This is a genomic window from Stenotrophomonas sp. STEN054 (assembly GCF_056854535.1).
Window position 1 is genome coordinate 31,611 of record NZ_JBXFWG010000033.1, and the last position, 13,620, is coordinate 45,230.

The following is a 13,620-nucleotide window of genomic DNA, read 5'->3' on the forward strand; positions in this document are numbered from 1 at the left end:
TCCTCGGTTGCAACCGCCACAGTCTACCGTGCGGGTGTCTACAGGCGGTCGTCGACCACGCGGCGCGGCCAGGCCGACTTCACGTCGTAGACCAGCCCGCCCGGCGCCAGCAGCGCGCGGATTCCATCTTCATCCAACGCCTTGAAGCTGGCATGGGCCACCGCCAGCACCACCGCGTCGTACTGCCCGGCCTGCGGCTCGGCGATCCAGTGCACGTTGGCGTCAGCGAGGGCCGCCGGCCCCACCCACGGGTCGCTCACCTGCACCTGTGCGCCGGCCGACTGCAGGCGCTGGGCCAGTTCCAGCGCGCGGCTGTTGCGCAGGTCCGGGCAGTCCTCCTTGAAGGTCACGCCCAGCACCAGGATGCGCGACTGCGCTGCCGCACGACCGCGCTCGGCCAGCATCGCCAGCACGCGGGTGGCGACGTGTTCGCCGACACGGTTGTTGACCTGCCGCGCGGTGTGGATCAGGTCCGGGTGGAAGCCAACGCTCTCAGACTTGTGCAGCAGATAATACGGGTCCACGCCGATGCAGTGGCCGCCGACCAGACCGGGCCGGAACGGCAGGAAATTCCACTTGCTGCCCGCAGCGTCCAGCACATCCTGGGTGTCGATGCCGAGCCGGTCGAAGATCAGCGCCAGCTCGTTGACCAGGGCGATGTTGACGTCACGCTGGATGTTCTCCACCACCTTGGCCGCTTCAGCCACGCGCATCGACGGCGCTGGGAAGGTGCCGGCAGCGATGATGCGCTGATACAGGCCGTCGACCACCGACGCGACCGCCGGGGTCGACCCGGAGGTGATCTTGCGGATGTCGGCCAGGCGCCGCTGGCGATCACCCGGACTGACCCGCTCGGGGCTGTAGCCGCAGTAGAAATCCTCGTTGAAGCGCAGTCCCGACCCCTCTTCCAGCAGCGGCACACAGACTTCCTCGGTGGTGCCCGGGTAGACCGTGGATTCGTAGATGACCAGGTCGCCGGCGCGCAGATGGCTGGCCACCAGGCGCGTGGCCGAGCGCAGTGGCTCCAGGTCCGGCTGCTCGTACGCATCGATCGGCGTGGGCACGGTGACGATGTAGACGTTGCAGGCGTCGAGCTGCGCAGGGTCGCTGCTGTAGCGCAGCTGCACGGCCGCGGCCAGCTCCTCCGGCTCCATCTCCAGCGTGTGGTCCTGGCCGGTGCCCAGCTCGGCGATGCGTACCGCGTCGATGTCGTAACCCAGCGTGGGAATGTGGCGGCCGAATGCCACCGCCAGCGGCAGGCCGACATAGCCCAGCCCGACCACGGCCGGCAGCGGCTGCTGTGCGGCGCCGATGGGCGCGCTCATGGGCGATGCCCCGTGGGCAGCGACAGGGTCTGGGTCATCCGGGTGTCCGCGGTGAAGGCAAGCATGGCCGCAAGGTTAACCGCCGCGGCGGCGACAGGCTACGCCGGGCTCAGGAGCCCAGGCTGACCGCGGCCGGTTCCAGTTCGCCGTGGCCGCCGGTCCAGGCCTCCAGCAGCAACGCGAAACCGTGGTTGCTCGACGGCGGCGCGTTGTCGAAGCCCGTCCACGGCGCGGCCACGATGCTGTCCAGCGTGGCCGCATCGATCATACGGTTGGCCATGGTCCAGCGCGGGAACCAGCGCGACTGCAGCGCACCTGCAGCCAATTCGCTGACGCCGCCGTGACGGCGCGCATTGAAGATGCGCGCATGCACCAATGCAACGCCATCGCGCGGCCCTTCGATGTACTGCAGGAAGCGGGTGCCATCGAACGTCAGCACACCGGTGACGCCGGCCATGCGGTTGAAGGTGGTCGCGTCGGCCAGCAGCGCATCGATGTCAGACACCTCCAGCCCTTCCCGGGCCGTGCTGACGTAGGCAAACGCATGCAGCGCCATCTCCACCCCTCCCCTTCCCTGATAAAGGGAAATATGACAGGAAGCACGGGGACTTCAAGCGCTGGCTATTCCGGCGGCGCCTCGATCAGGTAGCCGCGCTGCGCCAGTTCTTCCAGGTAGCCTTCGCCCAGCAGCTGGCTGACCGGCACCGTTGCAAACGTGCCGGCATGTCTGGCCAGCGCGGCATCGGCCGCCTGCAACCAGCGCGCGCGCACCTGCTGCGGCAGGTTGCTCCAGCCACGGCGGCGCACGAACGCCGAGTCCTGAAGCATTTCTCGGCAACTCTGCGCCATCGTCGAGGAAGACAGGCGCTTCAACGCGGCGACATCACCCAGCGCCCAGGCATTGGCGCGCTCGCGCAGCACCGGCGCCTGGAACTCCACCGTGTCGAGCGTGCGCTCGAAGCACGCGCGGTCATCCACTTCCGAGGCCTGCAGTTCCTTCAGCGCGCCACGGATGTCGTCGATCTTCAGCTTCACCTGCACGTCTTCCGGCTGCAGATCGTGCGCCTTGTAGACGCGCTTCAGTGCGTCCTTGACCTGCTTGCTGTCGCGCAGGCCATTGCGCTTGAGGAAGGCCTGGTACAACCGGCCGGAGGCCACCAGCGGGCGCTCCTTCTCAACGCTGCGATCATTGCCGAGGTAGGTCTGTTTCAGGCCCAGCCAGCGCGCATAGGTCGGCGCCGGCAGCAGCTGGTCCAGCGTGCGCCCCTGCGGGTCACGCGCGGTCTTCTTCGCCAGCGGCAACAGGGTCAGGCCCTTGAAGAAGCCGATCTTGGCGTCTAATCCAAAACCAGGGTCGCCCAGCACATGATCGACCCCGGCGATGGTGCGTTCGACTTCATCCGACCGCCATTCCACGCGCGCCGGCAGCGGCGATACCGTACCGAGGATCCACAGCACATGCCCTTGCGGGCCGGTCACTTTCCACAGTCCCGGACCCGGCTGTTCACCGGTGACCTGCACGGTATCCAGATCGACCACCGCGTCAGGCCCTGCGGGCGGTGGTGCCGGCCGCGCCGACACGACCCCTGCGGCCAGCCACACGGCCAGCACCAGCCCACACTGCATCCACTGCCTGCCACATCCGCGCATGTCGCCATTCCCGGGAGAGTGGGCGGACTGTAACCAGCGCCGCAGCCGGCTGCGTAAAAGCCGCGTTATCCGCCGGCGCGGGCAGCGATTCCGTTACAATCGGCGCGCGCTGCAGGCCCGGATGGCGAAACTGGTAGACGCATCGGACTTAAAATCCGCCGGGGGCAACCCCATGCCGGTTCGATTCCGGCTCCGGGCACCACGCGCAACACGCCTCAGATCGCCCGCGAATACCGCGGCTGTTCCTGCGCAACGCGCAGATACGGATCGAAGCACATCGCCAGCAGCCGCAGCAGCGGCCGCCCCGGCGCACTGGCGCGCACCACCCCATCGCTGTACTCGGCCAGGCCATCACGCTGCAGCCGCTGCACGGCCTGCAGATCCTGCGCGAAGTACTCCTCGAACCGCACCCCGTGGCGCTGGCCCAGGGCATGCCCATCCACCTCGCCCTGGCACATCAGCTGCTGGATCAGCTCGGCGCGCAGCTGGTCGTCCTCGCTGAGCGCGACCCCGCGCCAGACCGGTAGCTGGCCCTGGTCCACCGCCGTTTCCCACGAGGGCAGATCGCGCGGGTTCTGGCTGTAGGTGGCGCCCACGTGGCTGATGGCACTGACCCCCAGGCCCAGCAGGTCGGTGTCGGCGTGAGTGGTGTAGCCCATGAAATTACGGTGCAGCTGACCGGCACGCTGCGCGCGCGACAGGTCCTCCTCGGGCAGCGCGAAATGGTCCATGCCGATGTACTGGTAGCCCGCTGCGGACAGGCGTTCGACCGCAAGCCCCAGCAGGGCCAGCTTGTCTTCCGGCGAGGGCAGCCGGCTCTCGTCGATCTGCCGCTGTGCGCGGAACAGGTGCGGCAGATGCGCGTAGCCATACACCGCCAGGCGGTCCGGGCGCAGCGCCAGCACCAGCTCCAGTGTGTGTCCGAAGCCTTCCAGGCTCTGCCCGGGCAGGCCGTAGATCAGGTCGACGTTGACCGAGCGCATGCCGCTGTCACGGCAGGCGCGCAGGATGTCCAGCGTCTGCCGCACGCCCTGCACGCGGTTGATCGATTCCTGCACCTGCGGGTCGAAATCCTGCACGCCGAGGCTGGCGCGGTTGAAGCCCAGGCGCGCCAGCATCGCCACGTCGCCGGCATCGACGAAACGCGGGTCCAGTTCGATGGAGAAATCGCGCTGTGACGAGTCACTGAAATCGAAACGGCGACGCAGCCCTTCCACCAGCGTGGTCATGGCCTCGGCATCGAGGAAATTGGGCGTGCCGCCACCCAGGTGCAGCTGGATCACTTCGCGTCCGTCATCGAACTGCGGCGCCAGCAGGTCCGCCTCGGCCAGTACCCGCGCCACGTAGCTGTGGCCACGGCCGCGATCGCGGGTGATCACCCGGTTGCAGCCGCAGTAGAAGCACGGGCTGGAGCAGAAAGGCACGTGCACATACAGCGACAGCGCGCGCGCCGTCTGGTTGCTGTCGGCGATCGCCTGGCGCAGGGCCGGCGCGTCGAAGCCATCGTGGAAATGCGGCGCGGTCGGATAGGAGGTGTAGCGCGGCCCCGGCCGGTCATGCCGGCGCAGCAGATCAGGGTCGAAGGTCCAGGCCAGGCCACCAGCAGCGGGAGAGAACGTGTCCATGGCGCCAGCATCGCGCCGGCGCGGTGCCCCCGCCTTGACCTGGATCAATCCTGGCCGCGGACGCCCAGCACCGGCAGGCCCACCTGCGGCCAGCGCAGCATCTGGTAGCGGCGCCAGAAGGTCTCGGCGATGCGCTTGGCCACGTCGTCGGCCAGCGCCTGCATCGGCGGGTTGCCGCACTCGGCCGTGGTCCTGTGGAACAGCACCAGCCAGCGGTCGAACAGATCCTTGTCCAGGTCGATGGCCATGTGCTTGGACATCGGCGAACCGCTGAAGCGGCGGGTCCCGCGCAGCATGGCCGACCAGAAATCGACCAGCTGGGCCAGGTGTGAGGGCCAGTCATGGACATGCCCGTTGAACACCGGCCCCAGCCGTTCCTCCTCGCGCACCCGTGCGTAGAAATCGTGGACCAGACGGGTCACTTCCTCTTCGCTGCACAGCGCCAGCGAGGCGACGGGAAGTTCGGTCGGGGAGGGTGCGTTCATCGGGTTACCCAGTACGGATCGGCAGTGTGCCGAAGGCGGCGGCTGCCGCTGTTGATCCAGATCAATGTCTGCGCGGACAGGCCCGCCTAGGCTGACGCGCTTGCAGGACGCATGCCCTGCGGATGCTGCGCCGACAACCGCGAAGTATACGCGCCGCCCTCTTCCTCAGACCTGGGACAGCATGAACACATCGTCTTCCGGCCGCCGCCAGCAGCTGATCCAGCACTGGGGCGCGGTCCTCTGGCCCAGCTTCATCGCCGCCGGCCTGGCCAGCGTGGTGTTCTTCGCCTTCGTCGATCCCTTGCGGCTGCAGGCGATCAGTTTCCCGGGCATCACGATCAGCCGTGAACTGGGCTACACCGCGGGCTTCTTCATGTTCTGGGCGGTCACCGCGCTGTCCAGTGCAGTGACCGGCTACCTGCTGCGCCCGATCGGCGATGGCGACGACGATGAGCTGCCACTGGGATGAGCTGCGCCCCCCCCTCCCTGCCGCGCCCCTGGCGCTGGCGTGGCGCCCTCAGTGCCACGCTGCTGGCGCTGTTCTACGTGCTGCCCTGGCTGCGCTGGGATGGACGCCAGGCGCTGCTGCTCGATCTCGCCGCGCGCCGCTTCGATCTGTTCGGCTGGACGCTGTGGCCGGATGACATCGGCATGCTGCTGGGCCTGCTGGCGGTGCTTGCCGTGGGCCTGGCCCTGCTGACCCACCTGGCCGGCCGGATCTGGTGCGGCCACGCCTGTCCGCAGACCCTGTGGATGCGCGCCTTCGACGGCATCGCCCGCACGCTGGCGCAAGGACTCCCCCCCCGCGCGGCCACGGTCGCGACCCGACTGTGCTGGGTGCTGCTCTCGCTGTGGACCGGCATCACCTTCGTCGGCCTGTTCAGCCCCATCCACGGCCTGTTCGGCCTGCCCTCCGCAAGCGGCTGGAGCGGATGGAAAGTGTTCTGGGTGCTGTTCTATGCGGGGGCCACCTACGGCAATGCCGGCTTCCTGCGCGAACAGGTGTGCCGTTCGCTGTGCCCGTTCGCACGACTGCAGCCGCTGCTGACCGATCCGCATACCCCGCGCATGCTGTATGACGCGCGGCGCGGCGAACCCCGTGGCGGCCGACCCACCGCACTGGGCGGCGTGCAGGCGCGCGGCCGTGGCCTGCTCGACCCGGTCACTGCACAGGACTACGTGTTCCGTGCCGCCCATCCGCTGCTGGCGGGACCGATGCCCACCTTCAGTGCGGACCGACTGGGGGATTGCACCGACTGCGCGGCCTGCGTGACGGCCTGTCCGATGCAGCTGGACATCCGCCATGGGCCCCAGGCCGATTGCCTGGCCTGCGGCTCCTGCCTGGAAGCGTGCGCGCAGCAGCAGCACCGCGCCGGCTTCGGCCCGGGACTGGTGCGCTACTGCAGCCCGCAGGCAATGGCCGGGCAGGCGCCGCGCTGGTGGCGCACACGCACCACCGTGCTGGCATCCCTGCTGGCGGCCCTGCTGGCGTGCGGCGCCTGGTGCCTGTGCTGATTCAACGCGGGCGGCTATTGCCGTCCGGCGGCACCAGCTGGGCACGGCGGACGATGCCGAGCTGCTCGATGATCAGCGCCAGATCGTTGGTCACTTCGGTACGCTCGGTTCCCTGCGGAACCAGGCGATCAAGCACCTGCTGGTAGGTATCCCAGAACGCCGGACCGCATCCGTGTTTGTGATAACTGGCTTCCAGTTCGCGGCGTACCCGTTCAGCCAAGCCATGCATGCCGTATTCCATACGACCTCCGTTGGACTTGTCCTGCATTCGTTGACGGTCAACCGATCTACGTGCGTGGTACTGAAAGAGGCCCGGCGTTCACAACCGGCTGATGCCAATTAGTCATAATTTTCACGACAGGTCAATTACAGAGTGCGACTTTTGTGATTGAAATTATTAATCGTTCATGATCTGAGTAGCAGGGTCGCCCTGCCCCGCCGCCGCGCCAAAGCCGACACCCTCGCCTGACACGCGTTCCGCAGCGCCCCTGCCGCGCCTGTTTCAATCGAATTCAACTATGGCGATAAGCGCACTTAACAAAGTGGGATAACCACGCTAACCGCGACAGTTTCAGTCGTTACTTAGATGGTTTCTACCTGATCGCTCTTTTCCGCAGGGAACAGACTGGGATAGCGCTGCTGCAGCATGTAGCGCCGCAGCGGCGGAATCGGAAAGTCGCGGGGCCATTGCGAGACAGCGGATCGGCTGATTCCAAAGAGCCTGGCCAGCTCGGCGTCGGTCTCCAGGCCCAGCCGGTTGCGCACCTGACGCTTGCACCAGATTTCGTCCATTTTCGATCTCTTTCGTCATCAGACTTATTCTGGTGGCAAGGATTCTTTTGAATCCACGCGTTAAGCTGGCTTGCATAGATGAATACTCTTGGACAACGACTCGCCGCCGCCATGAAGGATGCCGGGCACCCCCGCCCGGCCGACCTGGCCCGCGCTGCGCAAAGCACCACCGCCACCGTCAGCAACTGGCTCAACGACAACGTCAAGGCCGACCACGTAAAAGCCGAGCAGCTCTTCCGCATCGCCGATGCAGTGAAGATGGATCCGCGCGAACTGCTGTTTGGTCCGGTCGATGGCGCGGTCGGCGAACGCGGCAGCGCCTATATGTACCTGCCCAGCGAGGCCTATCTGGATGTCTGGGAAACCGCCTATGAGCTGGTAGCCAACATCCTCGACCGGCGCGGGCTTGATGTTGGTTTCCGCCGGCAGGCATCGCTGGGATTGATGGCCAACGATCTGCTGCGCGAGGGCATCAGCCGCAGCAAGGTCGCCCGCGTGGTCGCCACCGCCCTGCCCTGACAGATTTACGCCCAGCGCCGCGTCGCGCTGGTAGCATGGCGCGTGATGGGGATGGGGCTCCCCCGATAACCGCCTGAGATGGCTGATGGCTCCTGTTGTTGACGAACCCGGCGTTCGTCGATGGCAGGCCGTGCCCGCCATTGCATACGCCGTCGATCCTGCGAACAAGCACTCGAGGCAAACGATGCAAACACTGAACAACTATGTCCTGGTCTTCCTGGGAGGCGGCGCGGGCGCGTGCCTGCGCCACGCCTGCAACCTGCTCGGCGCGCGCGTCGCCGTCGGCAGCCCGTGGCCCTGGTCGACCTTCCTCATCAACATCAGCGGCGCACTTCTGATGGGCGTGGTGGTGGAGGCCTTCGCCCTGCGCAATGGCGCCTCGCCGCAGCTGCGGCTGCTGCTGACCACGGGCATCCTCGGTGGCTACACCACCTTCTCCACCTATTCGCTGGAAATCGGCCTGCTGCTACAGCGCGGCCAGCACGGGCTGGCGGCGCTGTATGCCGGCGGCTCGGTTGCACTTGGCCTGGCCGGTCTGTTCGGCGGCATGAAGCTGGCCCGACTCGCGCTGGGCTGAACGCTCAGGCGGCGCTGGCGCGATCCTGTTCGCGCCACTGCCGCGGCGACTGCCCGGTGTGTGCCTTGAACGCACGCGACAATGCGGCTTCGCTGCCGTAACCGACGTCGTCGGCAATCCGCTTCAATGGCCGCCCCTGGCGCAGCGCCTGCTGGGCCAGGCTGACGCGCCAGCCCTGCAGGTACTGGCCCGGCGTGATCCCCATCGCCTCACGGAAACTGGCGGCGAATACGCTGCGCGACATGCCGGCCGTTTCGGCCAGGTCCTCCAGCGTCCAGGCCTGCGCCGGCGCCTCGTGCACGGCCACCAGGGCCAGGCGCAGGCGCGGGTGGCCGAGCCCGGCAAACAGGCCGCCGCGCATCTGCCCGGCTTCCATCAACTGCCGCAGCACCTGGATCATCACTACTTCGAACAGGCGGTTGACCATCACCGTGCGCCCGCAGCGCTGCTCGAAAGCCTCCTCGAACAGCAGATCCAGCGCGGCGCTGCCGCCCTGCAGATCCGTCAGCGGCATGCAGATGAAATCGGGCAACGCTGCGCTGATCGGATTGAGCCGGCCGCCTTCGAAATGCAGGTTCGCGCAGGCCATGTCGGCACCGTGCCGCGGGTCGGTACTGAAGCGGTGCGGCATCGGCCGCGGGTACAGCAGCAGGCTGGGCACATCGACCTGCACGGTCTGCTGGCCATGGCTGACCTGCACCGGCCCGCGCCGCACCAGGTGCAGCTGGCCTGCCTCATCCTCGCCCGGCAGGCTGTTGATGCCGCACAGCGCGCCGGCATGGAACACCGAGGCGTTGACCGCAAAACGTTCCAGAAGGGTGGCGAGGCGGTCGACCATGGCAGGACTCCGGATCAAGCATGTGATGGCTGATGCGACCTATCGTATCGAATCTGCCTGCACCATGCCGTTGGCGGCATGGCGGACCACCCTGAGCCCCTCTCCCGGCGTTGGCGCAACGAAGTGACGGGTGATCTGCTCGAATTCCGCGTCGCCGGCCTGGCCAGTGCGTTGGACGGGAAATCGAGCACCACCGACACCTCGGCCCGCAGCAACGCCTGCAGATGCGGGGCCAGCACGCTGCGCAGCAGGGCTGCACTGAAGACTGCCGCTGTAGGTCAAGGCCTCCATGCACGTGAGTCGGCGGTCGCAGCGCTACGATGAGGCACGCCGCACTCCGCGTCGCGCACTTCATTCCACTGCCCTGTGAGCCCATGGCCTTCTTCAAACGACTGAGCGACACCCGCTACCTGCCGACCGCACACGTGGGCGGCGCCTGGAACACCAACGAGCAGCACATCGCCCCGGCGATGGGATTGCTCGCGCATCACCTGGAACGCGACGCCGTCGCGCGCGGCCACGGCTTCCTGATCGGCCGCCTGTCCTACGATATTCTCGGCACCATTCCGATCGAAGCGATGGACGCACACGTGCAGGTACTGCGCGGCGGCCGCACCATCGAACTGGTGGAAGCCACCCTCAGCCACCAGGATCGCGCCGCCCTGCGCGTGCGTGCGTGGCTGATGCGCCCGAACGATACCGCAGCGATTGCCGGTACCCCGCTGGCGCGCATTGCCGCAGCCGAGACCATGCCCGAATGGAACCCGGCGACGGTGTGGCCGGGCGGCTTCATCGAGAACGTGCAGATCCGCCGCGATGACTACGGCCCCGGTCGTGCGACCTACTGGGCACGCGCGAGGCAGGCGCTGCTGGACGGCGAGACGGTGAGTCCGCTGGCCCGCGCAGCCACCCTGTTCGACCTGTCCAACGGCATGGCCGTGCGCGCCGATCCCAAGGACATCGCGTTCCCGAACCTGGACCTGACCGTGCACCTGTTCGGCACGCCGCAGGGAGACTGGTTGGGCTTCGACACCTCGGTGTCGTTCGGCAGCGAAGGCATCGGCCTGACCAGTACGGTGCTGCACGACGAACGTGGCCCGATCGGCAGCATCGGCCAGGTGCTGACCGTGCGCCCCTGAGCGCAGCCGCGCAGTTGCAAGGGGTGGCGTCAGCCGCCCAGCGTGCCCATGGTGAAGGTGTAACCCGAGCGCATCAGGAAATCGCGCATGCGCATTTCTGCGCGGCGCGGTGATGGCAGATCGGAGGGCCCATACAGCGCGTAGACCACGCCCGAGCCTTCGATGCTCTCACGGCGCACGCCGCAATGGCGCGTTTCGGCCGCGATCACCCAGCCGTCCTTCAGTTGATCCGGCCCGATCGACTGACCGTTCTTGAGCCGGAATGTCAGCCAGCGCACATCCGCAGTGGATCTGCTCATCGCTGGCCTGCCGCGTGCTGCATGCGGTCTTGCATGTCCCTGCGTGCCATTGCTGCTCCCGAGTGCCGATGCTTGACGATACCCCCTTGCAATGTCGCCCCGGTTTGAGATTGGCCCGGTGCTGGTTCAGTACGCGTTGGACGCCGGCGCGGCGTACTGCTGCTGCACGCGCCCTTCCTGCTCGCGGCGGGCGGACGCGCAGCGCTCGCGCGCCGTGGACATCTGCGCGTCGGCGGCAACGCGTTCAGAACTCAGCGACTGCTGCAGGCTGGACATCTGCGCACGGATGCCCGACTCGAGCGTGGCATTGGACAGTGGTCTGCTGGCCTCCGCAGGTGCGCTGTGGGCAGCTGCCAGCTGTCGGTCCAGTTCGGCGATCTGTCGGTTGACAGACTGCGTACGCGCTTCAAGCGGGCCATAGATGCGCGTCTGTTCCCCCTGCAGGCAGTTGCGCTCGGCGATGCCTGCGTCGCTCATACCGGTGTTGCGATACACGGCCGCGCGATTGGACGCTTCGCCAGCGCTCTCGGAGGCGGCGCGGTTCGAGCGCAGCTTCATCGGCTCGCTGCCGGCGCCGCACGGGTCCTGCGAATAGACAGTTTCACCCGACGCGCCCTTGCACTTGTAAACCTGCGCCGACGCCACCGGTGCCAGCAACAACAGCACCAGGCCCATCCCGAATTTCGCGTTCATCCAGACCTCCTGTCCGTGGCCGAGTCGGCCCGCTTCCTCATACGCTACGACGGTTCCCTGGCAACGGCAAAGCCCCCGCCAGCCCGTGCAACCCGGTTCCGTTCACACAACGCGTCTGCCAGCACCTGGATTTCCGCACGCATGGCCAGCACCTGCAGCCAATGCGCGGGGATGCCGACCGCACCGTGGAAGGCACCGGCCAACTGGCCGAGCACCGCCGCCGTGGTATCGGCATCGTCGCCCAGGTTGGCCGCTTCCAGCACCGCAGCGGCGAAGGTGTCGTGCCGGTGGAAGCACCAGAACGCCGCCTCCAGACTGTCCACCACATAGCCACTGCCGCGGATCTGCTCACGGCTTGCCTGCTGGTACTGCCCGGCGGCGATCTGCTGCAGGCGTTCGCCCTGCACCGGGATGTCGCGCAGATCCAGCACGGCCTGCTTCGATTCGCCGTCCAGCGCGCGCTCGATCGCGGCCGCCAGCAAGCGGCATGCATCCAGGCATTCGCGCGTGGCATGGGTGGTGCGCGAACTCAGCTCGGCCATCGCCGGCAGTTCCCGCGTTCCTGCATAGCGCAGCACCACTGGGGCCAGGCGCATGATCGAACCGTTGCCCGCACTGCGCGGGTCTTCGTTTCCCGACAACGGCTCGCCACTGAGCAGGAACTGGTCGATGGCCGCGCGCGTGGCCATGCCGATGTCGAAGCACTCGCCGGTCGCGCTCCAGTAACCGTTGCGATACCAGTTGGCATAGCGGGTCATCTGGTCGCGCGGGTCAAATTCATCGCAACGCACGAGACTTTCGGCAAGGCACATCGCCATCGAGGTATCGTCGGTCCACTGCCCCAGCTTCAGATTGAACGGGCCACCGCCGACCATGTCGGTGAGCGGGGTGAAGCTGCCGCGCGGCTTGAATTCCACCGTGGTGCCGACGGCATCGCCGCAGGCCAGTCCGAGCAGTGCGCCGCGGAAGTTGTCGATCTGGTTCATGCCTTGAGTGTAACCAGACACACCATCAGCTGTTGCCGGACACCCGTCGCAGTTCCAGCGCGGCGAACGTATACCAGCCAAATGCCGGCAACAGCGCGATGCGCTGGGTCAGCCCGTGCCAGGGCGGCGGATCGAGGCCCGACAGCATCAACCACAGATAGGCCATCCCCAGCAGGGACGTGGCGCGCGCCACCCAAGCAATACGCCTGGCCGCATCAGCACCGAGTTCAACCAGGAACAACAGCGGCGTCAGGATGGAAAAGATGCCGATGGAGTACATGCCGTGCAGCGGGCTGCCAGTGGTGAACACCGCGTTGCTGAGCATGGCCACGCCGAACAGCGTGGAGGTGAGCACAGTGAGTGCGAAGCGGCCGCCCCAGCTCAGCAACGCAAGGCTGAAGATGATGATGGCCGCGGCATTGACCGCGACGCAGGCGGTCAACACGTTTGCAGGCAGGCCGGGCATCAGGCCCATCTCGCTGAGGTGCTGCGAGAGCGGGCTGTAGCCGGGAACGGTGAAGCCGAACGCGATTGCGGCCAACATCGCGCCGAGGGGAAGGTAGATTGCCTGCCGGACTGCCAACGCGCGCACTGCCTGCCCCTCTTCCTGAGTGTGACGACGGACGTTAGCAGGGGTGCTTGTTGGCGAGGAGTGCGGTTTGGCAGGGGGCCGCGCAAAGAAAAAGCCCCGACCGGAGTCAGGGCTTTTCAATTGGAGGCCTCAAGCGGAATCGAACCGCTGTAAACGGATTTGCAATCCGGTGCATAGCCACTCTGCCATGAGGCCAACGTACTGCAGCCAGGAACGATGCCCCTGACATGACAAAACCCCGCGATGGGGCCTGTCGAAACTGGAGCGGGAAACGAGACTCGAACTCGCGACCTCAACCTTGGCAAGGTTGCGCTCTACCAACTGAGCTATTCCCGCGTAAGCCGCCATGGTACCGGAAATCCGGAACGCACACCAGCGATTTCACCTTTCTGACTGCGCGCAAAGCCTTGTGGCCCAACGTGCCCCACCGTGCCGAGGCGGGAGAAAAACAAGGCCCCTACCGGGGCCCTGTAGAATCTGGAGCGGGAAACGAGACTCGAACTCGCGACCTCAACCTTGGCAAGGTTGCGCTCTACCAACTGAGCTATTCCCGCAGATTCCGTTCGACCTGCGTCGAAGGAGCGC

Annotated in this window: 17 protein-coding genes, 4 tRNA genes and 1 riboswitch; of the genes, 6 read left to right on the top strand and 15 right to left on the bottom strand. The window is 66.8% G+C overall.

Annotated features, from left to right (window positions below; all coding sequences use genetic code 11):
* Positions 1-38: 38 nt before the first annotated feature.
* The 3 genes from AC1VXD_RS13665 to AC1VXD_RS13675 form a co-directional block, all read right to left on the bottom strand.
* A complete protein-coding gene (locus AC1VXD_RS13665) occupies positions 39-1,325 on the bottom strand; it encodes a nucleotide sugar dehydrogenase (RefSeq protein WP_482992491.1) in 1,287 nt (428 codons plus the stop codon).
* A 109-nt stretch (positions 1,326-1,434) separates the two neighbouring features.
* A complete protein-coding gene (locus tag AC1VXD_RS13670) occupies positions 1,435-1,881 on the bottom strand; it encodes a BLUF domain-containing protein (protein ID WP_482992492.1) in 447 nt (148 codons plus the stop codon).
* Between the two features lie 65 nt (positions 1,882-1,946).
* Complete coding sequence (locus AC1VXD_RS13675) at positions 1,947-2,975, bottom strand: TraB/GumN family protein (RefSeq protein WP_482992493.1); 1,029 nt, start codon at positions 2,973-2,975, stop codon at positions 1,947-1,949.
* A gap of 115 nt (positions 2,976-3,090) precedes the next feature.
* Between AC1VXD_RS13675 and AC1VXD_RS13680 the strand changes: the two genes are divergently transcribed.
* Positions 3,091-3,177: transfer RNA gene (locus AC1VXD_RS13680), tRNA-Leu, on the top strand.
* Between the two features lie 13 nt (positions 3,178-3,190).
* On the opposite strand, the gene hemN is transcribed toward AC1VXD_RS13680, so the two are convergent.
* The gene (gene hemN, locus AC1VXD_RS13685) at positions 3,191-4,600 is read right to left on the bottom strand and encodes an oxygen-independent coproporphyrinogen III oxidase (protein WP_482992494.1); all 1,410 of its coding nucleotides are present in this window, start codon (positions 4,598-4,600) and stop codon (positions 3,191-3,193) included.
* 44 nt (positions 4,601-4,644) lie between these two features.
* Entirely contained in the window at positions 4,645-5,085 is a 441-nt protein-coding gene (locus AC1VXD_RS13690; protein WP_313148328.1) for a group III truncated hemoglobin, read from the bottom strand.
* 181 nt (positions 5,086-5,266) lie between these two features.
* On the opposite strand from AC1VXD_RS13690, the gene AC1VXD_RS13695 reads away from it, so the two are divergent.
* Together AC1VXD_RS13695 and AC1VXD_RS13700 are read left to right on the top strand one after the other, a co-directional pair.
* Positions 5,267-5,554 (top strand): hypothetical protein, encoded by a 288-nt coding sequence (locus AC1VXD_RS13695; protein WP_482992495.1) that lies wholly within the window; start codon positions 5,267-5,269, stop codon positions 5,552-5,554.
* Positions 5,551-6,600, top strand: a complete 1,050-nt coding sequence (locus AC1VXD_RS13700; protein WP_482992496.1) for a 4Fe-4S dicluster domain-containing protein — start codon at positions 5,551-5,553, stop codon at positions 6,598-6,600. Before AC1VXD_RS13695 ends, AC1VXD_RS13700 begins: the two co-directional genes overlap by 4 nt.
* A 1-nt stretch (position 6,601) precedes the next feature.
* Here AC1VXD_RS13700 and AC1VXD_RS13705 read toward each other — a convergent pair whose 3' ends face one another.
* Positions 6,602-6,841 carry a hypothetical protein gene (locus tag AC1VXD_RS13705; RefSeq protein ID WP_482992504.1) on the bottom strand — a complete coding sequence of 80 codons (240 nt, stop codon included), beginning with the start codon at positions 6,839-6,841 and terminating at the stop codon, positions 6,602-6,604.
* Positions 6,842-7,182: 341 nt separating this feature from the next.
* Complete coding sequence (locus AC1VXD_RS13710; RefSeq protein WP_481561634.1) at positions 7,183-7,392, bottom strand: helix-turn-helix domain-containing protein; 210 nt, start codon at positions 7,390-7,392, stop codon at positions 7,183-7,185.
* A gap of 78 nt (positions 7,393-7,470) precedes the next feature.
* On the opposite strand from AC1VXD_RS13710, the gene AC1VXD_RS13715 reads away from it, so the two are divergent.
* Both AC1VXD_RS13715 and crcB read left to right on the top strand, forming a co-directional pair.
* Positions 7,471-7,911 (top strand): helix-turn-helix domain-containing protein, encoded by a 441-nt coding sequence (locus tag AC1VXD_RS13715; protein ID WP_234456129.1) that lies wholly within the window; start codon positions 7,471-7,473, stop codon positions 7,909-7,911.
* A 38-nt stretch (positions 7,912-7,949) separates the two neighbouring features.
* A riboswitch (Fluoride riboswitch) is annotated at positions 7,950-8,013 on the top strand.
* 82 nt (positions 8,014-8,095) lie between these two features.
* Positions 8,096-8,488 (top strand): fluoride efflux transporter CrcB, encoded by a 393-nt coding sequence (gene crcB, locus AC1VXD_RS13720; protein ID WP_482992497.1) that lies wholly within the window; start codon positions 8,096-8,098, stop codon positions 8,486-8,488.
* Between the two features lie 4 nt (positions 8,489-8,492).
* Here crcB and AC1VXD_RS13725 read toward each other — a convergent pair whose 3' ends face one another.
* Positions 8,493-9,326 carry an AraC family transcriptional regulator gene (locus AC1VXD_RS13725; protein WP_482992498.1) on the bottom strand — a complete coding sequence of 278 codons (834 nt, stop codon included), beginning with the start codon at positions 9,324-9,326 and terminating at the stop codon, positions 8,493-8,495.
* Positions 9,327-9,700: 374 nt separating this feature from the next.
* Here AC1VXD_RS13725 and AC1VXD_RS13730 point away from each other — a divergent pair, with 374 nt between their 5' ends.
* Positions 9,701-10,465, top strand: coding sequence for a thioesterase family protein (locus AC1VXD_RS13730; RefSeq protein ID WP_482992499.1), 765 nt, complete (start codon positions 9,701-9,703; stop codon positions 10,463-10,465).
* 29 nt (positions 10,466-10,494) lie between these two features.
* On the opposite strand, the gene AC1VXD_RS13735 is transcribed toward AC1VXD_RS13730, so the two are convergent.
* From AC1VXD_RS13735 to AC1VXD_RS13765, 7 genes are all read right to left on the bottom strand, one after another.
* Positions 10,495-10,764 (bottom strand): hypothetical protein, encoded by a 270-nt coding sequence (locus tag AC1VXD_RS13735; RefSeq protein WP_482992500.1) that lies wholly within the window; start codon positions 10,762-10,764, stop codon positions 10,495-10,497.
* A gap of 126 nt (positions 10,765-10,890) precedes the next feature.
* Positions 10,891-11,457 (bottom strand): DUF4124 domain-containing protein, encoded by a 567-nt coding sequence (locus AC1VXD_RS13740; protein WP_482992501.1) that lies wholly within the window; start codon positions 11,455-11,457, stop codon positions 10,891-10,893.
* A 44-nt stretch (positions 11,458-11,501) separates the two neighbouring features.
* Positions 11,502-12,443 (bottom strand): ADP-ribosylglycohydrolase family protein, encoded by a 942-nt coding sequence (locus AC1VXD_RS13745; protein ID WP_482992502.1) that lies wholly within the window; start codon positions 12,441-12,443, stop codon positions 11,502-11,504.
* 25 nt (positions 12,444-12,468) lie between these two features.
* The gene (locus AC1VXD_RS13750; protein ID WP_482992503.1) at positions 12,469-13,035 is read right to left on the bottom strand and encodes a DUF998 domain-containing protein; all 567 of its coding nucleotides are present in this window, start codon (positions 13,033-13,035) and stop codon (positions 12,469-12,471) included.
* A gap of 121 nt (positions 13,036-13,156) precedes the next feature.
* A tRNA-Cys gene (locus AC1VXD_RS13755) sits at positions 13,157-13,230 on the bottom strand.
* 65 nt (positions 13,231-13,295) lie between these two features.
* Positions 13,296-13,371: transfer RNA gene (locus tag AC1VXD_RS13760), tRNA-Gly, on the bottom strand.
* 142 nt (positions 13,372-13,513) lie between these two features.
* Positions 13,514-13,589: transfer RNA gene (locus AC1VXD_RS13765), tRNA-Gly, on the bottom strand.
* Positions 13,590-13,620 lie beyond the last annotated feature (31 nt).